Annotated in this window: 22 protein-coding genes, 1 tRNA gene and 2 pseudogenes; 1 reads left to right on the forward strand and 24 read right to left on the reverse strand. The window is 26.4% G+C overall.

Features of this window, described 5'->3' with window-relative positions:
• Window positions 1-5: 5 nt before the first annotated feature.
• A tRNA-Gln gene (locus T523_RS02790) sits at window positions 6-77 on the reverse strand.
• A 203-nt stretch (window positions 78-280) separates the two neighbouring features.
• Here T523_RS02790 and T523_RS02795 point away from each other — a divergent pair.
• Window positions 281-1,549: an ATP-grasp domain-containing protein gene (locus tag T523_RS02795; protein WP_042707396.1), complete on the forward strand. Its 1,269-nt coding sequence runs from the start codon at window positions 281-283 to the stop codon at window positions 1,547-1,549.
• Here T523_RS02795 and T523_RS09135 read toward each other — a convergent pair whose 3' ends face one another.
• The 23 genes and pseudogenes from T523_RS09135 to T523_RS02890 form a co-directional block, all read right to left on the reverse strand.
• Complete coding sequence (locus tag T523_RS09135; RefSeq protein ID WP_198016020.1) at window positions 1,550-1,705, reverse strand: hypothetical protein; 156 nt, start codon at window positions 1,703-1,705, stop codon at window positions 1,550-1,552.
• A gap of 473 nt (window positions 1,706-2,178) precedes the next feature.
• On the reverse strand, window positions 2,179-2,865 hold the full coding sequence (locus T523_RS02800; protein ID WP_042707397.1) for a V-type ATP synthase subunit D: 687 nt from the start codon (window positions 2,863-2,865) through the stop codon (window positions 2,179-2,181).
• Window positions 2,866-2,952: 87 nt separating this feature from the next.
• Complete coding sequence (locus tag T523_RS02805) at window positions 2,953-4,338, reverse strand: ATP synthase subunit B (protein WP_042707398.1); 1,386 nt, start codon at window positions 4,336-4,338, stop codon at window positions 2,953-2,955.
• 2 nt (window positions 4,339-4,340) lie between these two features.
• Window positions 4,341-6,095: an ATP synthase subunit A gene (locus T523_RS02810; protein ID WP_042707399.1), complete on the reverse strand. Its 1,755-nt coding sequence runs from the start codon at window positions 6,093-6,095 to the stop codon at window positions 4,341-4,343.
• Window positions 6,092-6,406, reverse strand: coding sequence for a V-type ATP synthase subunit F (locus T523_RS02815; protein ID WP_042707400.1), 315 nt, complete (start codon window positions 6,404-6,406; stop codon window positions 6,092-6,094). Before T523_RS02815 ends, T523_RS02810 begins: the two co-directional genes overlap by 4 nt.
• A complete protein-coding gene (locus T523_RS02820) occupies window positions 6,403-7,557 on the reverse strand; it encodes a V-type ATP synthase subunit C (RefSeq protein WP_042707401.1) in 1,155 nt (384 codons plus the stop codon). Before T523_RS02820 ends, T523_RS02815 begins: the two co-directional genes overlap by 4 nt.
• Window positions 7,558-7,569: 12 nt before the next feature.
• Window positions 7,570-8,193 carry a V-type ATP synthase subunit E gene (locus tag T523_RS02825; RefSeq protein WP_042707402.1) on the reverse strand — a complete coding sequence of 208 codons (624 nt, stop codon included), beginning with the start codon at window positions 8,191-8,193 and terminating at the stop codon, window positions 7,570-7,572.
• 16 nt (window positions 8,194-8,209) lie between these two features.
• The gene (locus T523_RS02830; protein WP_042707403.1) at window positions 8,210-8,698 is read right to left on the reverse strand and encodes an ATP synthase subunit K; all 489 of its coding nucleotides are present in this window, start codon (window positions 8,696-8,698) and stop codon (window positions 8,210-8,212) included.
• Window positions 8,699-8,783: 85 nt separating this feature from the next.
• Window positions 8,784-10,787, reverse strand: coding sequence for a V-type ATP synthase subunit I (locus T523_RS02835; protein ID WP_042707404.1), 2,004 nt, complete (start codon window positions 10,785-10,787; stop codon window positions 8,784-8,786).
• Window positions 10,788-10,796: 9 nt separating this feature from the next.
• A complete protein-coding gene (locus T523_RS02840; RefSeq protein WP_232229030.1) occupies window positions 10,797-11,084 on the reverse strand; it encodes a V-type ATP synthase subunit H in 288 nt (95 codons plus the stop codon).
• 202 nt (window positions 11,085-11,286) lie between these two features.
• Window positions 11,287-11,652, reverse strand: a complete 366-nt coding sequence (locus T523_RS02845) for a hypothetical protein (RefSeq protein WP_052334618.1) — start codon at window positions 11,650-11,652, stop codon at window positions 11,287-11,289.
• 493 nt (window positions 11,653-12,145) lie between these two features.
• Window positions 12,146-12,481, reverse strand: a complete 336-nt coding sequence (locus T523_RS02850) for a hypothetical protein (RefSeq protein ID WP_042707406.1) — start codon at window positions 12,479-12,481, stop codon at window positions 12,146-12,148.
• 10 nt (window positions 12,482-12,491) lie between these two features.
• Window positions 12,492-12,995: a nitroreductase family protein gene (locus tag T523_RS02855; RefSeq protein ID WP_042707407.1), complete on the reverse strand. Its 504-nt coding sequence runs from the start codon at window positions 12,993-12,995 to the stop codon at window positions 12,492-12,494.
• A 394-nt stretch (window positions 12,996-13,389) separates the two neighbouring features.
• The gene (locus tag T523_RS02860; RefSeq protein WP_394296271.1) at window positions 13,390-14,223 is read right to left on the reverse strand and encodes a citryl-CoA lyase; all 834 of its coding nucleotides are present in this window, start codon (window positions 14,221-14,223) and stop codon (window positions 13,390-13,392) included.
• 133 nt (window positions 14,224-14,356) lie between these two features.
• Window positions 14,357-15,238, reverse strand: a complete 882-nt coding sequence (locus tag T523_RS02865) for a fumarate hydratase (protein ID WP_042707409.1) — start codon at window positions 15,236-15,238, stop codon at window positions 14,357-14,359.
• A gap of 328 nt (window positions 15,239-15,566) precedes the next feature.
• On the reverse strand, window positions 15,567-16,472 hold the full coding sequence (locus tag T523_RS02870) for a peptidase (RefSeq protein ID WP_042707422.1): 906 nt from the start codon (window positions 16,470-16,472) through the stop codon (window positions 15,567-15,569).
• A 203-nt stretch (window positions 16,473-16,675) separates the two neighbouring features.
• The gene (locus T523_RS02875) at window positions 16,676-18,073 is read right to left on the reverse strand and encodes an MmgE/PrpD family protein (RefSeq protein WP_042707410.1); all 1,398 of its coding nucleotides are present in this window, start codon (window positions 18,071-18,073) and stop codon (window positions 16,676-16,678) included.
• Between the two features lie 587 nt (window positions 18,074-18,660).
• Window positions 18,661-18,783, reverse strand: a complete 123-nt coding sequence (locus T523_RS09345) for a hypothetical protein (RefSeq protein ID WP_269593501.1) — start codon at window positions 18,781-18,783, stop codon at window positions 18,661-18,663.
• A 40-nt stretch (window positions 18,784-18,823) separates the two neighbouring features.
• The gene (locus T523_RS08960; protein ID WP_156929585.1) at window positions 18,824-18,973 is read right to left on the reverse strand and encodes a hypothetical protein; all 150 of its coding nucleotides are present in this window, start codon (window positions 18,971-18,973) and stop codon (window positions 18,824-18,826) included.
• Between the two features lie 195 nt (window positions 18,974-19,168).
• Entirely contained in the window at window positions 19,169-19,330 is a 162-nt protein-coding gene (locus T523_RS08965) for a hypothetical protein (protein ID WP_156929586.1), read from the reverse strand.
• A gap of 260 nt (window positions 19,331-19,590) precedes the next feature.
• Window positions 19,591-20,817, reverse strand: a complete 1,227-nt coding sequence (locus T523_RS02880; protein WP_042707411.1) for a metal-dependent hydrolase family protein — start codon at window positions 20,815-20,817, stop codon at window positions 19,591-19,593.
• Between the two features lie 888 nt (window positions 20,818-21,705).
• Window positions 21,706-22,539: pseudogene (locus T523_RS09360) on the reverse strand (DUF3100 domain-containing protein); the annotation flags it as partial.
• Window positions 22,540-22,970: 431 nt separating this feature from the next.
• Window positions 22,971-23,261 (reverse strand): annotated as a pseudogene (locus tag T523_RS02890) (IS5-like element ISMefo1 family transposase); the annotation flags it as partial.

The following is a 23,261-nucleotide window of genomic DNA, read 5'->3' on the forward strand; positions in this document are numbered from 1 at the left end:
ATATATAGTCCCGAGCGGAGTCGAACCGCCGTCTCCGGGTCCAAAGCCTAGAAGGATTACCACTACCCTACGGGACTAATTCTAATAAATAGATAGCTCTATTTACATAGAACACTATTATTTTAGTAAACATACTATATAAATGTATCGGTAAATTAATAAAAAATTAGATAAATCAAAGATATTTAGAATAATTAAATTTAAAAAACAGAAATAAACAAAATAATTAAAAGTTAAAATAAATAAAAAATTAAATAATAAAAAATAAGGACTGTTTAAAATGGATAATTTAGTAATAATAGGAGTAAACACTCGTCCAGAAGTAACATCAGCAAAAAAATTAAATTATAATGTTAAATCATCAAGTTATTTCACAACTATTGACTTTCCAGATAATATTGAAGAAAAGCATATTTTAGAAGAAGAAAGTAATGAAAGTTGTGGACTATTTGAAGAAAATTATAGTCCTTTAAAATTATTAGAAAATGGAGAAGAATTTTTAAAAGATGCAGATGGTATTATATTAACATCAGGATTAACTGCAGAAGATTTTACTGGAAAATTCTCAAAATATACTAAAAAAATCATTGGAAATAAAAAAACAAAACATGTAAGTAATAAATATAAATTTTACAATAAAAATTCAAATGAATTTTTAATGCCAATGACATTTTTAATTAATGATATATATGAATTAAATGAAATATTAAAAGAATATAATAATATTCAATTTATTGCAAAACCTAACCATGGATCAGGAGGGTATAATACAATTCTTTTAAATTATGAAAAGTTTATTGAAGATAACAATATAAAAAATATGATTGAAAATATCATTAATAATTTAGGTGAAATATTAATTCAAGAATACATAGAAGGTATAAATTTAAGTTCTTCAGTTTTATCTTCAAAAACAGATGCAAAAACAATAATGAATACAAGATTATTAACATTAGATGATATTGGTTTCAAAAATAATTATAAGTATTGTGGAAATATACTTCCTTTAGACATTAAAACAATACAAGAATTTACAAATATTAAAATTCCATATGATGAAATTGGAATGAAAAACCTTAATGAAGATATGAACTTATTAAGTGAAGAAATTATAAAAAAACAGAATCTTATAGGATCTAATGGAGTTGATTTAATACTATCATCAAAAGAAAATGAAACAAATAATATTTTAGATAATGATATTTATCTAATTGAAGTAAATCCTCGTTTTCAAGGAACCTATGAATTAATTGAAAAAGTATTATCAATAAATTTACTTGAAGAACATATTAATGCATGTAATGGTGAAATTATACAGAAATTAAATCCTAAAGGCCATTGTATTAAAGAAATAATATATTCCCCAAATAGAATTAAACAAGGAAATTTAGAAATAGAAAATTTATATGATATTTCAAGAAAAAATACAATAATAGAAAAAGATGAACCACTTGTTACAATAATAAAAGAATGTAATAATATTAAAAAAGGATTAAAAGAAATTAAAAACTTAAAAAATGAAATAAACAAAAATATTTATAGAATATAATTAGAAATGAATAATACCAAATGTAATTAATATAAATAAAATAACCCCAAACACCATCATAAATGTAGTTAATATTATAGCAAAGTTAAATATTTTAAATAATTTAACTCTTCTATCAGGATCATTCATTGCTAAATTAAATGGACTTCTACGCATAATATCACAATTTAATTAAACTTTAAAAACTTCTTTTTTTAAATAAATTAATTATAATTAGAAATTTCTTAAATAATATTTTTAAATAAACTAAGTATAATTAGAAATTCCTAGATGAAATTTTTTTAAATAAATTAAAATTAAATATTTATAATATTTTATAAATTACTATTTAAATCTATTATTTAAACATTAAACTATATAATATTTTAATTAAAAATGAGATAATTTACTATTTTTTAAAGAATTTTAAAATTAATAATAAAATCTTCTATCTTTTTTAAAAAAAAATAACAATAAAAGTAATTTATATAATAAAAAATAAAAATAGAAAAAATCTTTTAAAAAAAAGATTAAAACTCAATTTTAAAGAATAGATAGATAATAAAAAGGGAATTTGATAAATAAGAGAAATTTTTTATTCTATTCCCTTAATAAGTAATCTAAATTTTAAATACAAAGTTTCTTTGTTTCTAAGCTTGAGCTTCTTTTGCAGCTTTTTTAGCTTCAGCTTTAGCTTCATTTGCTTCCAATGTAGATCGAATCATTTTCAATCTTACAAAGTTTTCCCTTTCCATTTCTTGAAGTCTCATATCAATAACTTTAATAGTGTTTTCAAGTTTTGGAATCATGACATGTTCAAGAGCATTTACACGACGTTTTGTTTTTTCAATTTCTTCAGCTAAAAGATAAATTGTTTTTTCAATTTCACCAAGCTCAATAATCATTTTAACTGCTTCTTCAAATTTTTCAGCAGCTAAATCTAATTGAGCAGAAGTATCTCCAAAACCATATCCACGATCAACTAAAGTTCTTGAATCAAAATGTGTATCACATAAAGGAACTGGAACACCCATAATATTTCTTGATGTAACATTTACATCAACAGATTCTTTAACGGATAAAGCAGTTTTTTTAACAGCCAAATCACCCATTTGAATTTGAGCTAATGTTAAAGCTTCATAAGCTTCTTTAAGGATTTTTTCTACATCGGAACGAGCACCTTTAACTTTATTTAAAATATCAAAAAACTCTTTAATTAAAGCATCACGTTTTTCTTTAAGTAAACTGTGACCTTTAACAGCAAGTTTTTCACGTTTTTTAAGTGCAAGTAATTCCATACGAGTAGGATTAATACCTTCTAATACTTCTTCTGCCATATTATCCTCCTTTAAAAGTGGGATACATCAATAAAATAGAATATAAAAATAAATTCCAAGAAGAATTTATTTATAGAAAATATTATTCTATTCTTTAAGGTGTTCTTCAACAAATTCGTCTTTAACACGTTTAAGTTCATTTCTAGGTAAGATTCTGAATAAGTCCCAACCAAGATCTAAAGTTTCTTCAATAGATCTATCCTCATCTTTAGATTGGGTTACAAATCTTTTCTCAAATTCTTCAGCAAATTTTAAGAAGGATTGATCTCTTTCAGTAAGAGCTTCTTCACCAACAACAGCTACTAAATCTCTTAAATCACGACCTTCAGCATAAGCTGAATATAATTGATCAGATACACCACTGTGGTCAGGTCTAGTTTTACCTTCACCAATACCTCCACCCATTAAACGAGATAATGAAGGAAGTACATCAATAGGTGGGTAAATACCTTTCCTATGTAAATCCCTACTTAATACTATTTGTCCTTCAGTAATATATCCAGTTAAATCAGGAATAGGGTGAGTAATATCATCTTGTGGCATGACTAAAATAGGCATTTGAGTAATTGAACCTTCTTTACCTTGAATACGTCCTGCTCTTTCATAAATACCTGCTAAATCAGTATACATGTATCCAGGATAACCTCTTCTTCCAGGAACTTCATCCCTAGCTGCAGAGATTTCCCTTAATGCTTCACAGTAATTTGTTAAATCAGTTAAGATAACAAGTACATGCATACCTAAATCGAAAGCAAAGTATTCAGCAGTAGTTAAAGCCATTTTAGGAGTTAAAATCCTTTCAATAGCAGGATCATCTGCTAAGTTCATAAATACAGTTACTTTTTCTAAAGCACCAGTTTTTTCAAATTCATTCATAAAGAAGTTAGCTTCTTCGTGAGTAATACCCATAGCAGCAAAGATTACTGCAAATTCAGTGTCATCTCCAACTACTTGTGCTTGTCTTGCAATTTGTGCTGCAAGTTCGTTGTGAGGTAAACCAGATCCTGAGAAAATAGGAAGTTTTTGACCTCTTACTAAAGTGTTCATTCCATCAATGGTAGATATACCAGTTTGAATGAATTCAGCAGGATATTCCCTAGAAGTTGGGTTCATAGGGTTTCCATTAATATCTAATTCTTTTTCAGGAATTATTTCAGGTCCACCATCAATAGGTTTACCAGTACCATTAAAGATACGACCCATCATTTCTTTAGAAACACCAATTTTAGCAGTTTCACCAGTAAATCTAGTTTTAGTATTTTTAGTGTTTAAATCAGAAGTACCTTCGAAAACTTGTACAACAGCAATATCTTCTTTTACTTCTAAAACTTGACCAGTTCTGTGTTCACCAGCAGGAGTTTCAATTTCTACAATCTCATTGTAAGCAACACCTTCAACACCTTCAACAATCATTAAAGGACCTGAAACTTCTGTAACTGTAGTGTATTCTTTAGTTTTAATATCAGTATTCATATTTATACACCAGCCATTTGATCTACAATTTTAGCTTTGATGTCTTTAATTTTAACATCAAATTCTTTAGCAGGAATATATTTCATTCTTGCAATTTCATCTTTAACAGATAATGCATCTATTTTTTTGATGTCTCCACCATTTGCAACTGCAGTTTTAGCTTCTTTGTTAAATAATAATATAGTTCTTAACATATCAGCTTGTTTAGCAGGAGGACAGTAAGTATCAACATCATCAAATGCATTTTGTTGTAAGAAATCTTCTCTTAACATACGAGCGGTTTGTAAAGTAACTTGTTGTGAATCAGGTAAAGCATCTGGACCAACTAATTGTACAATTTCTTGAAGTTCAGATTCTTCTTGGAGTAAAACCATAGCTTCATCACGGTTAGCTCTCCAATCTTCACCAACAGTTTCTTTCCACCAGTTTTGAATACTGTCTACATATAATGAATAACTTTGTAACCAGTTAATAGAAGGGAAGTGACGTTTATCTGCAAGAGATGCATCTAATGCCCAAAATACTTTACAAATACGTAAGGTGTTTTGAGTAACAGGTTCAGATAAATCTCCACCAGGAGGTGATACTGCTCCAACTACACTAATTGAAGCTTCTTTAGGTTCAGAACCAATAGTATGAACTCTTCCTGCTCTTTCATAGAATTGTGCAAGTCTAGATGCTAAGTATGCAGGGTAACCTTCTTCACCAGGCATTTCTTCAAGTCTTCCAGAAATCTCCCTCATAGCTTCTGCCCATCTTGAGGTAGAATCAGCCATAAGTGCTACATCGTAACCTTGATCACGGAAATATTCTGCAATAGTAATACCAGTATATACACATGCTTCACGAGCTGCTACTGGCATGTTTGAAGTATTAGCAATAAGAATAGTCCTATCCATAATTGGATTACCAGTTTTTGGATCATCAAGGAATGGGAATTCAGTAAGTACTTCAGTCATTTCGTTACCACGTTCTCCACATCCAATGTATACAACGATATCTGCATCTGCCCATTTAGCTAATTGTTGTTGAGTAACTGTTTTACCTGAACCAAAAGGACCAGGAATTGCTGCAGCTCCACCTTTAGCTATAGGGAAGAAAGTATCTTGTGCTCTTTGACCAGTTACAAGAGGTACATCTGGATCAAGTTTTTTAACATAAGGTCTTGCTTTCCTTACAGGCCAAATTTGTAACATTTGAACTTTTTCAATAGAACCTTCTTCAGTTTCAATTTCAGCAATATCTTCTAATACAGTGTGATCTCCAGTAGCAATACTTTTAATAGTACCACTAATAGTAGGAGGTACTAAAATTTTATGTACAACTGCAGAAGTTTCATTTACTTCACCAAGAACATCTCCACCTAATACTTTGTCACCAACACTGACAACAGGTTTAAATGTCCATTTTTTCTCTTTATCAATAGAAGGTACTTGAATACCTCTTGCAATAAAGTCCCCAGTTTGTTCTTTAATTTTTTCAAGAGGTCTTTGGATTCCATCAAAGATAGCTCCCATAATACCTGGACCTAATTCTACTGATAATGGACCTCCAGTACTTTCTACTTTTTCACCAGGTTTAATACCTGCTGTTTCTTCATATACTTGAATGGTTGCGGTGTCACCTTCTAACTCAATAATCTCACCGACAAGTTGGCTATCTCCAACTTTTACCATTTCATGCATTTGAGTACCTCTCATCCCATCAGCAAGGATAACAGGACCTGCAATTTTGATAATGTTTCCTTCAATAATCATTTAATATCTACCCCAATAACTCTTTTAATAAGAGCTCTCATTTGATCATTATCAGATTCAGATTCACCATCTTTATCAGGAATTTCGATAATCATAGGTACTATTTCTGAACCCATAGTCTTATTGATATACTCTCTTATTTCATCAGCTACCTTTTGTGTAATAATAATAATTGAGATTTCACTCTCAAGTAATTCATCAAGAGCTTTTTTAGCTTCATCTTCAGTATTAACTACATATCCAGTTGAAACTCCACCAAGTCTAAAACCAGTAATAGTATCTAAATCACCAATAACAGCAACAGAACTCATACTAACATCTCCTGAAGTTTATCATTAGGGAAACCTTCTTCCCTTTTAGCTCTTGAGATAATTTTCAAGTTTTTGATTTCTTTTTCTTTACCACTTAAAAATCCAATAATTGGACCTATACCTAATGGTTTTTCTAATGATAATGAATGAGAATAATCTGCAAAGTAGGAATCTAATGTATTTTCAAATACAGAAACAATACCAGTTTCATTGTATTTAGTAAGAGCATCTGAAAGAATATCTCCATATTTAGTACCATCTAATGAGGAAATAACTCCCGGTACATCTTGAGATTCCATAAGTTCTTTAAGTTTCCATTCTCTTAATTGGTAACCCTCACTAATTAAATAAGGACTAACAACATCATAATCTAAACCATCCACTTTTGCCCTAATTATTAATTTTAAATTTGCAATATCTACCTGAGTTCCAATATATGCAAACATTTTTTCAGTATTTTCATTTCCAGGAACTTCAGTTGAATGTAATAAAGAATGTAAATAAAATTTATCTAATGCATTTGAAAATGGTAATAAAGAATTACTTTCTTCATATTGAGGAATTGCATCTTTTAATACATCAGAATATTCTGTTCCATCTAAACCTGCAACAACATCAGTTACTGAACTTGCATCAACTAATTTATCTAAATCATCATATAAAGATCCAGATGGGATTAATAATTCAGATGTTTTTTCATTAGAGAAACCAACAGCTTTAGCAGTTAATAAAGCTTTAATATTAGCAATATCAGTTTTAGTAGATATTACTTCAAAAGGTTTTTTAATTTCTTTAGGTGCAATAGTAGCTAAATATTTATAAGTATCAGCCATTTGAACATCTAAAGATTTTTCTAAAGAATACTCATTTAAATAAGGAAGATAATCATCTAAACTTCTTAAATAATTAGTAACATCTTCAACAGAGTTAGATTCTGCAAGTTCAACTATTTGTTTATCACTTAAGAGTCTACCTTTACGAGCTCTAACCTTAGCAATAGGATTGAGATAAGGGAAAATATCTAATATTGGCCTACTTGTAACAACAACCACAACAGCTCCAACGATAACTAATGCTAATACAACAAAAACTATAATCATTTCATTGGAAAGTCCAAGTTGACTAATTAAAGCGGCAATTTGATCAGCCATAAATTCTCACTCCTATTTAAATAATATTTGAGCAACTTCACTACGTAAAGATTTTTTAAATCTAGCTTCCCTAGATTCAATAGTGTTATTTACTTCTATTTCTCCATTTTTAGTTTTAACAATAGCTCCACCAATAGTGTTTATTGATTCACCTAATTCAAAACTTGTTTCAACATTAATATCTGAAGAAACATTATTAGCAGCAGTAGCTAAAATACTACTGACTTTACTTTTATCTGCTTCTTTTACTTGTACAATTAAATCTCCACCACCAATTTCAGTAGCAGCTTGTTTAATCATATTAATTAATGAGTCGACATATTTTGAATCGCCAGTAGATGCTATATCAGTTAAATCATTAATTGCTTTATCAAAAGCCATTTCTATAACTTCTTCTTTAGCCCCTAACTCAGCTCTACGTTGATTCATTCTAGCTTCAGAGATAATTTGTTGATGTTTCATTTTAGCTTGTTTTTGACCATCAGCAACAATTTTCTTTTGTTGAGCTGCAGCATCTTTTTCTGCTTGTGATGCAATATCAGCTGCTTTATTTTGAGCTTCTTGAATTATTTCATCAGCTTTAGCTTGAGCATTAGAGTTAATGTTAGAGACAATTTTTTCTGCCCCAGAACTCATTTGTTGACCTCCAAAACTATCCTAATATTCCACCGAATACCATAAGTAAGATAGCAATTAAGAAACCATAAATAGCCTGAGTTTCACATAATGCTGAGAAAATAATACCTCTAGAGAACATTTCATCGTTTTCAACAATAGCTCCAACAGAAGCACCTGCAACAATACCTTGACCCATACCAGAACCAAGACCTGCAAATCCTACAGCAGCACCTGCACCAATAGCAACAATACCAACAGCAGTGGATAATCCTTTACCTCCACCACCAAGTAAACCTGAAAATACTAATAATAAAATAGCAATTAAGAACCCATAAATAGCCTGAGTTTCACACAATGCTGAGAAAATAATACCTCTAGAGAACATATCTCCATCTTCAGCAACAGCACCTACAGAACCTGCAGCTGCCATTCCTTGACCTAAACCTGATCCTAAACCAGCGAAACCGACTGCAACACCAGCACCAACAGCTGCTAAAGCAGTACCTAATACAATTTCTACCATAATTTATTTCTCCTTAAATAATATCGAAATGTTAATTTTTTATAAATTAAATATATCTTAATTTAAACTAAATGAAATTAAAAATTTAATCATTAAATTTTGTGAATTTTCTACTTGCTTTGAAAGCTTCAAATTTGTGTTTTCCACCAATATAGAATTGACCAAAGAACTCTACATAGTTAAGACGTAATGCGTTAACACCAGCACCTAAAGTTTGGAAAGCACAGTTTACAAGATGTCCAAGTACAAATACAATAATTGCAAGAATAATACCTACAAATGGAACCATAGTATTTAACATAACTGTTAAAATATTTACAGTCATAGCAACACCACCAGTAGCTAAACATAAAGCTAAAAGTCTTGCATATGAAAGAATATCACCCATGAAACCAAATAAATCCATTATACCGTAGACTCCTCCACCCCAGAATAATAGACCAAATGCTACAATAACAAATATTGCACCAATAACATAGCCAATCATTCCAATGGAAGGTATCATATATCCAATTGCTAAGAATAAAATACCAACTTCTAAAACAAACCAAACAATTTGATTAGTTAAAGCATCTTTAGTATTTCCATTTCTTACATTGTTAATAGCACCTAAAATGAAAGCGATATTAGTATAAATAATACCTACAGCAATAGCAATTATTAAAATTGTTGCTGAATTTTTAAAGGAATCTAACCAAGGTATACAAGTAGGAAGTGGACCTAAACCAAGTATTCTATCCCAGAAATCACCAAGGAAAGCATTAGTAATAAGACCTAAAATAATAGCCCATATACCACTAGCCATAACAATTATACCAAAATCTTTTGCATTTTGACTATTTCTACCTAAACCTCTATATAATAAGAAGTAACCAATTAAAAAATCTAAGAAACCATAAAATCCATCAGTTAAACAAAAACCGAAGAAGAATGGGAATGTAATAGCTACAAAAAATGTAGGATCTATTTCATTATATTTTAAAGGTGAGTACATTTGTACAAGTAATTCGAAAGGTTTAAAGTATCCTTTATGATTTTGGAGAACAGGAACATCCTCACTATCATCTGGAACATCTTCAACTTCTATAACACAATATCCATCACTTGAAGCTTCAATAATTTGTTTAGTTTCATCAACTTTTTTAAGTGGTACCCAAGCTTCAAAAACTTTAGATTTTTCAGTTTCACCGAAACTTGAAAGGATTTCATTTCTTTCTTTTTCATTTTCTAATTGTTCTTTTAAAGAAAGAACATCATCATCCCATTTTTCTGCAATAGATTTAAGTTCCACTTTTGTTTGATGTCTTTCATTATCAATAGCATCTAATCTTGCATTAGCATTATTAATAAATTCAGAAGGAGTTCCTTCCATTTCACTAACATCTAAATTTTCAAAATTAAATCTTCTAAGTGAAGAATAAACTTCATTATGATACTCATTCGCAACAACAATAATTATACTATCAAAAGTTTCATCAGAATGAATATCATCAATTATAATTTCATCAGTTATTTTACTTAATTCTGCTTTTAATTCAGAAGCAGATTCAACATCAATCCTTCCAACAATTGTTGAAGTAGTCTTAGTATCTTCTAAAATTTCTAAATTATAATTAACATTAGTTAATTTTTTAGCAACAGTAATTTTAGAGATTAATTTACTAGATTCATTGTCAAGTGCAGATAATTTTTCCTGTACAGGAACAACATCAACATCAACTTCTTCTAAAACACTTTCTGCATATTTACATAATGCATCAACATCAACTTTTTCAACTGGTTTTCTTACAGGAACATCTGGATTAAACATATCATGTAATTTATCTTTAATAGTGTCACCATAAGAAAGTGCTTCACCAAATAAATCAGATAATCCGGTAGTCCTCATTAAAAGAGAAGAAACTTTACCAGTTTTTGATGTAGCTTTAGATGGAGTAATAAGTTCCGCAACTTCAGGATTCTGTTGAATACGATCTGAAATATCCTCAATTTGGACTAAACCTGCTTCATGTAAATCTCTAATTACAGGAGTAACATAATCATCCAAAGTGATTATTTTAAGTTTACGCATTCTTTCTGTTTGAAACATTATCTCACACTACAACAATTTTTCAACAATAACAGAAGCAGCTTCATCGACATTTACAGATGAACTGGATTTAATAGTGTCGACATTTTGCTGTGATTGAGTTTTAATATGATTAGCCTCTTTTTTTGCGTCTTCAATGGAAGCATATATAATATCTTCAGCTTCATGAGATGCATATTCTTTAGCATCTTTGATTTTATCTTCAGCATCTTTTTGAGCTTGTTTGATAATATCTTCAGCTTTAATTTTAGAATCTTCCACGATTTGGACAGCATTATTTTCGGCTTTTTTTATCATTGAGAGAGCCTCTGATATTTCTGCCATATTTCATCACCATGGTATTTAAAATTTTATTTAGATTACTTTACTTACCATAATTTCTCAGTTGAAAAATCATATTTCTAAATAAAACAAAACAATTTCTATTTATTAAAAAATTATCAAATAAGTTAAATAATTAATATAAAACAATTAAAAAAGAAGAATAATTTCCTCCTAATTATCTACTATGATAAAAGAACTTAAGTAATTTCGGAGGTAATTTTTTCACATATGCTAATAAAGAAATAGCAACTAAAATTAAACCAAATACTAAGAAAATATAATTTATAGGATTTGCTAAATAGTTATAACCTAAAAAAGCAAAAAGAATTCCTTCAAAAAATAAAACTGCTTTATTCCATTGTGGTTTAAAAGATACAAGTGGAAATACAACACCTACTAAAATAATAATAAATGCTGAAGCAATATTTTCACCAGTAAAAGGTTGACCGTAATAAAATGGCACTAAAGCTAAACTAATCATGACAAAAAAGAAAATAATTGAATACATTCTCATTCTTGAACCATAAGTCATTTGTACCATAATATCTCCTCAAAAAAATCGTTTTAAAATTAAAATCATTTCTCTTAAATATCAAATTATTTAATATACTAAGTTATTTAGTTATTAATATAATAAATTTACTATTATTTTACTTAACTAAATTTACAAATTAATAAATCTTTTAAATTAATAAATCTTTAAATGATTTATGATTATTTTTTTGTAAATATCTATTTAAATAGTTTATCATATTAAATAAATAATAAAAATCAAAATTAAAGACCATGAAAATTCAATAAAAATGAATAAAATAAAATCAAAATAAAAATTATAAAACAATTTTTAAAATTGAAGAAAAAAAAATAAAAAAATATATCAAAATAAGATTAAAGTTATAAAAAGTAATTAAAAAAATATAATATAATATACAAATTAATAAAAAAAATTTTAAAAGTAATAAAAAATTGAAAGAATATAAAATATTAAGAATAAATAAATTAAAAATTTAAAAAAAAATTAATTAGTAAAAAAATCATGAAAATGATTTACGATTAAGATCAATTAAACTAAAATCATCAAAATCTATTTTTTTACCATTATCTTCAATTTCTGTAGTAATTAAAATATACTGAGATTTTTTATAAAAGAAATATAAAAAAATAATTAAATTACCAAATAAAAACCATGCAGAAGTAAAACAAGCAAGAAGAATGAAAATCAAATGATAAACCCAATTACCATATACTCTTTTATAGAAAAAAGTAAAATTAGGACCATCTGCTTTAAGTTTAAATTTATGTTCCAGTAATATATTAGATAATCTTTTTAAATCATCTTTATCTTTTGCATGTATTGTTAATGGCTTCATAGTAATCAAATTATAAATATTCTACAATCTCATCTACAGATTTTTTATCTTGAACTCTTGGATCTGCATCAATATAACCAAGAGGAGTAAATAATAAGGGAGTATATTTATCAGAATTTATAAAATTATTTGCAGCATCAGGATTAAATGCACCAATATAACAAGTTCCAAGATTTAATGAAGTAGCTGCTAAAATAATATTATCCATTACAATAGCACCATCAATATCTGCAAAGTTTTTATTATCATTACCTCTTGTCCATGCAGCATCAGAATCAACAGCAACACATAAAACTAAAGGTGCATTATAAAACCAATCAGCAGGATAAATATCTTTAAGAGCTTCTTTATTTTTATTAGTATCTATAACAAAAACTTTAAATGGTTGGAAATTTACAGCAGTAGGAGCCATTGCAGCTGCTTTTAAAATTTTATCTAAATCTTCTTTTTTTACAGGTAAATCTTTATATCCTCGAACACTGTATCTTTTTTCAATAGTTTCAAAAAAATCCATAATAACACTTCCTATTTAAGCTTTAAAATATAAACTATGTAGAAAACTTATTTTATTTAAATTTTAATTTTCTAAAGTTTATTAAATTTTAAATTAGAAATAATTGAATTTTTAATTTAAGAATTTCAACAATTTAAATGTATAATATAATAATTAATTAAAATATATATTTTTAATTAAATAATTAAATTTTCATTTTTTATAATATTACATAAAATAATTATATATTATTTTTACTCAAAAGATAATAAAAAATCAATTTTACAACCTATAAAAAAAATATCAATTTACTAAAAAGATAATAAAAAATCAATTTACATTTTATAGCTTATAAAATATTATTTTACTAAAAAAATTAAAATATTCCTTAAAATAGCTAATTACCTTATATAATCTAATCATTAATTTTTTTATCTTTAAAACCAACATAAGTAATATCATCTAAATTACAAAATTTCCTAAATTCTTTTTCTTCCATAGTTTCTTCATAACTATGTGCAACAAGACCTGGAAGTCTTCCAATCATAAATAGACCAAGACCTAATTTTGGATTGAAACCTAAATCAGAAAGTATTGCTCCATTTACACCATCTACATTTAAATAAATTCCCTTTTTATCAATTAATAATTGTTCCATTGCAATAGCTAATTTTACATGAGGTCCAAGATTACCTTCCTTAATTACAAGTTCAAGAAGTTTACGAGCCCTAGGATCTTTATCATGATAACGATGTCCAAAACCTGGAATTTTTTCATCATTTGAAATTTTAGGAATAACAATATCTAATGCTTTATTAGCAATTAAAGAATTATTTATATCAGAATCAGAACTTAATTTTATATCATTAATAGCATTTTGATACAATGTCATGACTTTTTCAATTGCACCTGCATGATGTTTACCAAAAGATAATAAACCTCCTGCAACAGCATTATTTAATGGAGAACCACTTGATGAGATAAGTCTTGCAGTTTGTGTACTTGGAGGAGTAACACCATGATCACAAAAAGCTACAAGAACATGATTTAAAAGTTTTCCTTGTTTTTTAGTAGGTAATTCTCCTTTTAATAATAAATAAACCATTTCACTAAAAGTTAAATTTTCTATTAAATCTTGTTGGTTATATCCTCTAGTTATAATTTTATTAGGTTCAATATAAGAAATTGTAGTTGTAAGATTATGTTTAGGAATTTTAAAATCATTCCCTAAGTTTTCATTTACCAAAATATAACCCCTTTTTTCATTATTTTATAATAAAATATATTTAAATATATATTTTAAACTTATTATTTTTAATTTAAAAGTAAAAATACATTGAAACTATAAAAAATGTATTTTAATTAAAAAAGCTAAAAATAAATTAAATTTTAATTGTAGAAATACGTGGTTCTACAAAACAAGAAGGTCTTGCAGAAACTATTCTTACACCACTTGCCCTTTGTGGCCCTATATTTAAAAAACAACCTAAAACAGTCGTATGACCTTTAAGACCCATAGGACCAATATTTAATTCATTAAGTTTATTAGTAATATAATTTTCAGTTTCAGATTGAATATTAAGGTTTCCATGAACCATTGCTTTCAACATTAAATGACTTGCTTCATAATGACTCCTACCAATACCAATTGCAGGAATAGAAGGAGTACAACCTAACATTTTAAGAGAATCACTAAGCCAAGAAATAGTTTCATTAAGTACAATATTAGAATCATGTTTATGAAATATTCTATATGTTTTAGATCTTATTTCAGGACCACCACCTAATAATAAAAGATGTATATGTATTTCATCTTCTAAATCTTCTGTATAATCAATTCTTGAATTATCAAAAGTATCTATTGAAAATGGTGCAGAAAACATCATAGAAGGATCATCATATAAACCTTTACTTTGATCTAATTTTTCTAAACCTTTACCTTTTACTGCCATAGGTCTTCCAGGTAAGTCTTTTAATCCTAATTTAATACCTTCTTTAATATTTGATATAAAATTTTTAGGAATTTCACGATTCTTACCTACTTCTATTAATATATGTGGAATTCCAGTATCATCACATAAAGGAAGTTTCCTTAAATTTGCAATTCTTTCATTTTCTAACATTATTTTTAATGCCCAAACAGCATTATCATTACCTAAATTCTCTTCAGTTTTAATAGCACGATTAAAAGCATCAATCCTATCTTTACTATATTGAGTACTAGCTTTGATAATACTTTCTTTTACATCATTTATAAGTGACATATTATTAACAACCAAAATATTAAATTAAAATATAAAACAAGAAAATTATATTTTTATAAATTATGATAAATATTTAAATATTAAATTTTTAGGATTAAAATATACCTAAATTTAAAAATATATTTAATTATAATTTAGAATCATATTATTCTAAAATATATTTATAAAAAATATTGTTATAGAAAAATAAATAAATTTAACTTAAAATAATTTAATAAATTTTAAATTTAAATTTAATATAAAAAATACCTCATTTTAAGTATTGACATATACATGAAATAGTTAAAAAATACTATTTTTTTTCTATTTATAAAATTTTATAAAAAAATTAAATTTCAGGAAATGCTAAATCTTTAGATGCTTGTGGTGAAATCACTGCATCCGGATAGTATTTATCAATAACCCTATTTACAAGACTTACTTGTTTTACTCTTTTTATTGCATCTTTTTCTGTAGTATCCCAAGAATGTGTTTTAGCAACAGAGCCTCCAGTCTTAAGATAAATTGGTCCTGCAGATTTAATCATTTGTGGAACTTCATAATGACGAATAAAACCACCTGAAGATTTTGGATTTTCAGTATGAACATCTAAAGGAATATCTATAGCAGAACGTATACTTGCTAACATAGGAATTTGTAAATCTCGTACTGGATTTAATGAATTAAGTCCAATACTTTCAAAAAGTTTTGCACTAGCTGGATTTGAAACACCTGCATGAGCAGATAATTTAAAATGAGTATTTTTTGGAATCTCACCAGCATCCCTCATTTTAGATAATACATATAATAATCCTTCATCATATAAAAGTATTCCACGTACACCAAAATCTACTGCTCTTTTAACATCTTCAATAGCATAAACCAAATTATCAAAACCTCTAAGTCTATAAGCAATACGAGCCCCTTCTTTTGTATTTGCAGTAGCACTTGTATCATAAACTGCTCTTGGACCTACAGCAAGAAATAACTCAATCTCAGCAGAATTTGCTAAACTAACCATTTGTTTAATTTCATCATCAGAAAGTAACATTATACCTTTAGTTTGAGTTACTCTATGAATAAACATATCACTTTCTTTACATGTTTTAATAACAGTTTTTAATGCCTCAATAGATTGTATTCCCGGAATCTCTAATCTATATTGACCACCATCATTAAATCTTTTATTAGAAACATAACTTGCATCCTGACTTGTAATTCCTAATGTTTTTAAAAAATTTTTAGTATCATCCATCATATAAATCCCTTAATTGATTTATTTTTTTCTTGAAAATCTGTATTAATTAAAAATTTAATTTTCTAAAAATAAACTTATCGCTAAATTAACACATACCAAATCTAAACCCTAAAATAAATTTATCACTAAATTAAAAAATATATATACTAAATCTAAACCCTAAAATAAATTTATTCCTAAATTTAAAGTATATACATTCATTAATCATAATTTAATAACATATTTAAAAGCTCATTCATCTTAGAAGATTCAATATAATCAATTGCATTTAATTTTTTTATAGGATATCTTGGATTAAGTTTTCTAAACTTATCAATAACTTCACCTGGTTTTACAGGATTACGTTTATTTCCTTTAGGGAAAATAGTAGTATGTTCAAATACTCCTCCTCTATACTCTTCATTTAATTTAATTTTAACATTTGCTGGACGTGCCCCTGCTTCAAGATTATCAAATTCCTTTTTATCATGAATATGGATTTTATCTACAATAACTTTAATATCATGAACCTTATCATCTTCAACATCACCAATATCCTTAAATAAGCCATCTTGAATAAGGAAATTAATTTTAGTAAGTCCTACTTCACCACATACTATTGCAATAGCTACAGCATATGGAAGAGATTGTCTTAATTCTTCAGCATTAATAGGATTATAATTATCATGTTCAGATGCAGTTTTATAAGTATAAATATCAATAGTATCAATAGCAGTGTAATCTTTTTTAATAATATTATTTAAATACAAACTAGATTCAATTGATGAATGAATATGTCTACAGAAAGGATATAATTTAAAATAAATATCTTCAATTTGAAATTCATCAGTTAATCTATAAAGATTCCTTTCAATTTTATTTTTATTAACTTCCTTAAGAGATTTACCAGAACGTATATCCCCAATAGCCATAGATTTTAAAAAACCTTCATCCCCATCAATAATAGATTCAGCGCCAGTAAATCCATTATAAGCTAAAAATGCAGATAAAATTCCATTAGATGCAGCACTACCAGAATGGAATGCCTTTGCCATTGTTCCTTGATGATCAGATTCTAAAAGTCCTGCAGATTGAGTACCACATAAACCTAAACATTGAATAGTTTGATAATAATCAAGCCCAATAATTTTACTTGCAACAGCACCTGCAACGAATGTTCCAATAGTACCTGTTGAATGAAAACCTTGATTTCTATGGTTAGGATTTGCAATACTTCCAAGAACTATTCCAATTTCATAACCTGCAACAATAGCCTCTATAAATTGTTTACCTGTAACAGAAAGTTTATTACATAATGCAAATGCAGTAGAAAATGCAACAGTACCTAAATGAACACGAGCAATATCATGACCATCATCTAAATCTAAGACATGAGAAGCTGTACCTAAAAACATAGCTTCACCAAGCATATTATTAGAATATGAATGATCAATAAGATTAATAGATTTTTTTAAAATTTGAGGAGCAATTTCATTTTTTCCTCTTAAATAAACCCCAATATAATCAATAAGACATAATTCTGCTTGTTGAATAGCATTTTTACTTATGTTTTCATATTTTAAATTAACAATAAAATCAGCAAATTTCTTAACTATCATAAAAACACACTAAAAATAAATTATATAAGTAAATTAAAATTACATCTAATAAAAGATAAGTAAAATTAAAATTCTAAAATTTAATAATTATAATTTAAATTTTATAATATATATTTTTATAATTAAAATATAATAAAAACTATTTATTTAAAAACTCTGATTATTAAATTTAAATTATCATGAAAAAAGAATTTATCTAAAAATACAAGTCCAACAAATAAACAAAAAAAATACCAATAAATCATTATTCCATTCTGTCCCATCAGATACAGTTTTTAATCTATTCCAGATACATCTACTGTTTTAGTAACTTCTCCATCATTATTATAATTATTTACAGCAAATGCAGTAGATTCATGATGATTTTCAATATCTTCAACATATCATGGAATTAACTGTTTTAAGTATTCTTCATAAGTACATTCGCCTTTTGCTATTTTTAACTCTTCTACAAATTTTTTACTTATCATTATTGATGTATCAGACATTTAATTCCCCATTATTTCTTTTTTAGGAATAAATATAAATTTTTTAAAAAGAGATAGAAAAAATTTTTTCTTACCCTCATTAAACAAAATACAATTAACCTAAAGACTAGAAAGTAAAGTCATCTCCAAAGTTAACATTGCACCAGTTAACAAAATCATCCAACAATTTTTCTCATCAACCAACCAGTTATAATCAATCTTCTTATCATAGACATGCAACATCAACTCTAACAATAACTATAATACAGATTACGCGAAATTATCACTCTTTTAATCCTAATCCCTGTTCTTTTTCCCATTTTATAAAATCTTCAAAAGACATATTCAAAATTTTATCTTGTTCTTCCTCAGATAAAGAAGAAAGAATTTCTCTTAACTTAGGGAAATTACTTTCAAATAATTCTTCAGACATTATAAGTCCACCTCTTTAAATTTAATATTCTCATTTAACAAAGAATCATTTTTGATTTTATACCATAACTTATCATTAAACTCATAAAAATAAGACAAACCATATCTCTAAGATATTAAAAAATTATCAGAATATAATTCATTAATTTTAAAATAAATATAAATTTTTTTTAAAAGAAATAGAAAAAATTTTTTCTTATCCCTTTATTTGTTGTATTGTTAATATTATGATTATTATTGAAATTATTATTTCTGTTAATCCTATTGTTAAATCTTCCTTATTTGTAATTACAAAGTATATATTTAACAAGATTTGTATAATACATAATATTATTAGTATATATTTATAATCAACCATTATACCCCCTCTTTTACCTAATATTTTTTATATTTTTTATAATTTTATTATGAGTTATTTTCATATAAAAAAGAATTTATCTAAAAAATACAAACTTAATAAATAAACCTTCATAATAAAACAATTTATCTAAAAATTTAGACTATTAGATTTATTTATTTTCAAATTATAATTTATTAAACCTTTTAAATAAGATTTCAAGAAAAATTAAAAAATATAAATATTAATTAATATAAACAACTAAAAATCCCAATTTTAAATTAATTCAATTGGTTTTTAATAATTCTACCTTCACGTATAACCATTTCAATATTATCTTTATTAGATAAATATTCAATATTATCTAAAGGATTTTTATCAGTTAAAATTAAATCAGCATCTTTACCTTTAAAAATTGAACCAATTTTATTATCTGCATCTAAAAATTTTGCAGCATTAATAGTTCCTGCAGCAATTGCTTCTTTTTCACTCATTCCCATATCACAAAGACATTTTAATTCATGTAAATTTAAACCATGATCTATTACACCAGAATCAGTACCCATAAGAAGAGTTACACCTTCTTCATATGCCATCTTTATATTTTCTTCATGAACTTTAACAACATCTCTTAATTTATTAATATTATCTCTATTTACCCTATAAGAATCATTAGGATTTTTATAAAGTTCTTTATGTACAATAAGTGTTGGAACAACTACAATATTATTTTCTTTAATTTTATGTGCAGTTTTCTTATCCATAAAAGTAGCATGTTCAATTGAAGATACACCTGCAGCTATACAATTTTCCATACCTGAAATAGAATGACAATGAGCAGCAACTTTAGCTCCATGAGATGAAGCCTCATCAACAATTGTTTTTAATTCTTCAATATTAAATTGTGGATACTGAGGAAAACCATTAGCACTTAATATACCTCCAGAAGCCATTACTTTAATAAAGTCTGCACGAGCACCAAAACATTCACGTGTCATTTTTAAAACATTATCTTTACCATCACCAATACATCTTGGCATTCCTGGATAAGATATTCTCATATCATGACCAGAATTTTCAGTGTAATCAAAATGACCTCTTGTAATACATAATGGACATACTGAAATAAATAATTTAGGCATTGGAAATCTAAATAAATTTGATTCATTTTTAAACCCGATATCAGCTAAACCACAATCACGTACTGTAGTAACTCCTGCATAAATTGTGTCTTTAGCATTTTGAAGTCCATTATAAAAATAAGTTGATAATGGATTTCTCATATTATCTTCATAATGAAAACCATTAGCCATTAAATGACTATGCATATCAATAAATCCTGGAAGAATAAATCTACCTTCACCATCAAGAATTTTTGTATTATCTGATATAGAAAGATTTCGACCTATATCTTTTATTATACCATCTTCAATTAATATAGATGTATCTAAAGGTTCATCATAAGTTGAATCAATAATTATTACATTTTTAATTAAAAGTTTATCCATTTAAAACACCTAAATTCCATTAAATTAGTATTATTTAACAATATTAATATTATTTTCTATTTAATAAAAAATTGAAATATTAAAAAATTTATCTTAAAATTACCTCAAAACTTAAATAAACAATAATATTTAGATTCAATTAAAAATAGAGTCTGTTGAAAACCATTTTTAATAATAATTTAAACCTACTAATACATAAAAATTAAATTTAAGAAATTTTATTTTAAAAAATTAGAAAGATTTCAACAAAATAACCATAAATTAACAAATTAAAATAAAATATTAAAAAAAATAGCTAAGAATAATAATTAAAAATAAATGATAAAAAACCAAAAAGAAATAAATTAAAAAAAAAATAAAAAGAATTTAAATAGCCCCAGTAGCTAATAATACAAGTTGAGCAATAACAGCAGAACCAATATATGTACCTGTAATTACAAAACAAGTAACAATTGCTCCTCTGTATCCTAATTTTTTAAATTGATCCCAATCTCTTCCAATAGAAACACCAACATAAGCAAGGAATACAGTTACAATAGATACAAGATCTACATTTTTAATATATGGTACAATATAACCAGAAACTGGAGACCATGGCATTGAAAGGAGAATACCGATTATACTTACATAAATAATTGATGAAATATGCTTTGGAACAATTCTTTCTAATATAACAGAAACAAGAGACATTGCAGATAATAATAACATACCAATAAGTGCAGTTACAAAAGGTTTATGAGTATGAACAGTGTTTCCTACTGAAACAATAACTGAAAAGATAACTAATAATATAATCCAATCTACAACTCTTTTTTTAGATATTTTAGAAATCTCTTTACTTTGATTTACTTTCTTCATATCAGAAGTATCATAATTATTTTCATCTGTAGATACACAAGTAGTTCTACCAATTTTAGGTTCTAACCAATTATATAATTTTTCTGTAAGTGGTAATCCTATAAATAAAGTAAGGTATAAACCAAAACAAAATGATATTAAATTTGAAAATCCTGCAAATGCTTCCATGTTTTCAGCCATACTTGGGAACATTGCTAAAAGTGGTGAGATTGCTGCTGCATTCATACTTGCACTACCAACACCACTTGCCATAGCAAGAGCATATGGATGTAATGGAAGAGCAGTAGATAAACTTGCAAGTAAACTAATAAAAACTGTACCTATTACAGTTCCAATAATATAAATTGTTAATACACCACGAGTTTCAGGAGATTTAAATCCATATTTATCCATTATAATACCTAAATTAGGTTCACGGCATATAGAACTAGTCATACCAATACTTTCTCTTTTAAAACCAAGTAAAAGAGCAATAGGTAATGCGAAAAATATAGTACCTAAATTACCAAATTCTTGTAAAATAATAGCAGGACCTACAGTAATTAAAACATTTAATGCTTGACCACTTGAAACTGCAAGTTTTGCTAAGATTGGTGTCATAAATAACATCATAAGTCCTTCAGCTACTTTTGACTCATGATTACCAATAGCAGTAAATGGTTTTATAAGATATAAACCTAAACCCATAATCATAGAGTATAATAAAGGCATGATAACAATACTTACAGTAGAACTAAGATAAATTCTTTGCATTCCAATTAATTCAGCAATTATAACGATAAAAAGAATTATTATATGTAACTTATACTCTTTCCATGGTGCTTTTTTATTTTTCTTCTTTTTTGTATTCTTATTTATATTCATGAAATAACCTTAAAAAATTAAAACCCCATATTAATAATTCATTAAGAAATAATTCAATATAGTTTAAAATGAATTTGTATTTTTTAATTTATAAATTAAACGATTTTAGGAAAAAAAATTCACATAATGAGAATTAAAAATAGGACATTTCTTAAAAAAAGAATTACAGTTCCTAAAAAGTGAATATAAAAAAAACTTAATTAAAATTACTTAATTAAATAAAAAATAAATAAGAATAAATAAAAATAGGATTACAAAAATAAAATAAATCAAATAGCTAAAAAATAAAAATAAAATAAATAAATCTTAAAAAAATAAAGTTAAAAAAGTTTTAAAAAATATGTAAAAAAATAAAAAGAAAAATAAAATTAATAAGATTAAATAAACTAAAAAAAATAATATAAATAAAAAAATATAGGGGCCTGAATTTTTCACATTTGTGATAGCTTTTGTAGGCCTGTTTTTGATGTATCGGAGTTCTGTATGAGTATTGTTCCTAATAATACATATAAATATAGGGTTTTTTCTACTGATTTTGGTGTAAATTTGTGTATTTTTCTCATTTCTAATGAATTTTTAAGTACTTTGAAATAATCTTCGATTTTACCTCTTATTGGTTTGTAATGTTTCCAATTCATGAGTTTACTGATTAATTCTTTTTTTAATCGTTTAAATAATCTTTTATTTTTATTTAATTGATTTTTATTTTTAAATATGTTTAA

Origin of the sequence: Methanobrevibacter wolinii SH (assembly GCF_000621965.1) — an archaeon.
Lineage (GTDB): Archaea > Methanobacteriota > Methanobacteria > Methanobacteriales > Methanobacteriaceae > Methanarmilla > Methanarmilla wolinii.

Excerpts from the sequence above, each read along its gene's own strand:
- T523_RS02795 (WP_042707396.1), top strand. The coding sequence starts at position 281 with ATGGATAATTTAGTAATAATAGGAGTAAACACTCGTCCAGAAGTAACA.
- T523_RS09135 (WP_198016020.1), bottom strand. The coding sequence starts at position 1,705 with ATGCGTAGAAGTCCATTTAATTTAGCAATGAATGATCCTGATAGAAGA.
- T523_RS02800 (WP_042707397.1), bottom strand. The coding sequence starts at position 2,865 with ATGGCAGAAGAAGTATTAGAAGGTATTAATCCTACTCGTATGGAATTA.
- T523_RS02805 (WP_042707398.1), bottom strand. The coding sequence starts at position 4,338 with ATGAATACTGATATTAAAACTAAAGAATACACTACAGTTACAGAAGTT.
- T523_RS02810 (WP_042707399.1), bottom strand. The coding sequence starts at position 6,095 with ATGATTATTGAAGGAAACATTATCAAAATTGCAGGTCCTGTTATCCTT.
- T523_RS02815 (WP_042707400.1), bottom strand. The coding sequence starts at position 6,406 with ATGAGTTCTGTTGCTGTTATTGGTGATTTAGATACTATTACTGGTTTT.
- T523_RS02820 (WP_042707401.1), bottom strand. The coding sequence starts at position 7,557 with ATGGCTGATCAAATTGCCGCTTTAATTAGTCAACTTGGACTTTCCAAT.
- T523_RS02825 (WP_042707402.1), bottom strand. The coding sequence starts at position 8,193 with ATGAGTTCTGGGGCAGAAAAAATTGTCTCTAACATTAACTCTAATGCT.
- T523_RS02830 (WP_042707403.1), bottom strand. The coding sequence starts at position 8,698 with ATGGTAGAAATTGTATTAGGTACTGCTTTAGCAGCTGTTGGTGCTGGT.
- T523_RS02835 (WP_042707404.1), bottom strand. The coding sequence starts at position 10,787 with ATGTTTCAAACAGAAAGAATGCGTAAACTTAAAATAATCACTTTGGAT.
- T523_RS02840 (WP_232229030.1), bottom strand. The coding sequence starts at position 11,084 with ATGATAAAAAAAGCCGAAAATAATGCTGTCCAAATCGTGGAAGATTCT.
- T523_RS02845 (WP_052334618.1), bottom strand. The coding sequence starts at position 11,652 with ATGGTACAAATGACTTATGGTTCAAGAATGAGAATGTATTCAATTATT.
- T523_RS02850 (WP_042707406.1), bottom strand. The coding sequence starts at position 12,481 with ATGAAGCCATTAACAATACATGCAAAAGATAAAGATGATTTAAAAAGA.
- T523_RS02855 (WP_042707407.1), bottom strand. The coding sequence starts at position 12,995 with ATGGATTTTTTTGAAACTATTGAAAAAAGATACAGTGTTCGAGGATAT.
- T523_RS02865 (WP_042707409.1), bottom strand. The coding sequence starts at position 15,238 with ATGTCACTTATAAATGATGTAAAAGAAAGTATTATCAAAGCTAGTACT.
- T523_RS02870 (WP_042707422.1), bottom strand. The coding sequence starts at position 16,472 with ATGGATGATACTAAAAATTTTTTAAAAACATTAGGAATTACAAGTCAG.
- T523_RS02875 (WP_042707410.1), bottom strand. The coding sequence starts at position 18,073 with ATGATAGTTAAGAAATTTGCTGATTTTATTGTTAATTTAAAATATGAA.
- T523_RS09345 (WP_269593501.1), bottom strand. The coding sequence starts at position 18,783 with ATGTTGCATGTCTATGATAAGAAGATTGATTATAACTGGTTGGTTGAT.
- T523_RS08960 (WP_156929585.1), bottom strand. The coding sequence starts at position 18,973 with ATGTCTGAAGAATTATTTGAAAGTAATTTCCCTAAGTTAAGAGAAATT.
- T523_RS08965 (WP_156929586.1), bottom strand. The coding sequence starts at position 19,330 with ATGGTTGATTATAAATATATACTAATAATATTATGTATTATACAAATC.
- T523_RS02880 (WP_042707411.1), bottom strand. The coding sequence starts at position 20,817 with ATGGATAAACTTTTAATTAAAAATGTAATAATTATTGATTCAACTTAT.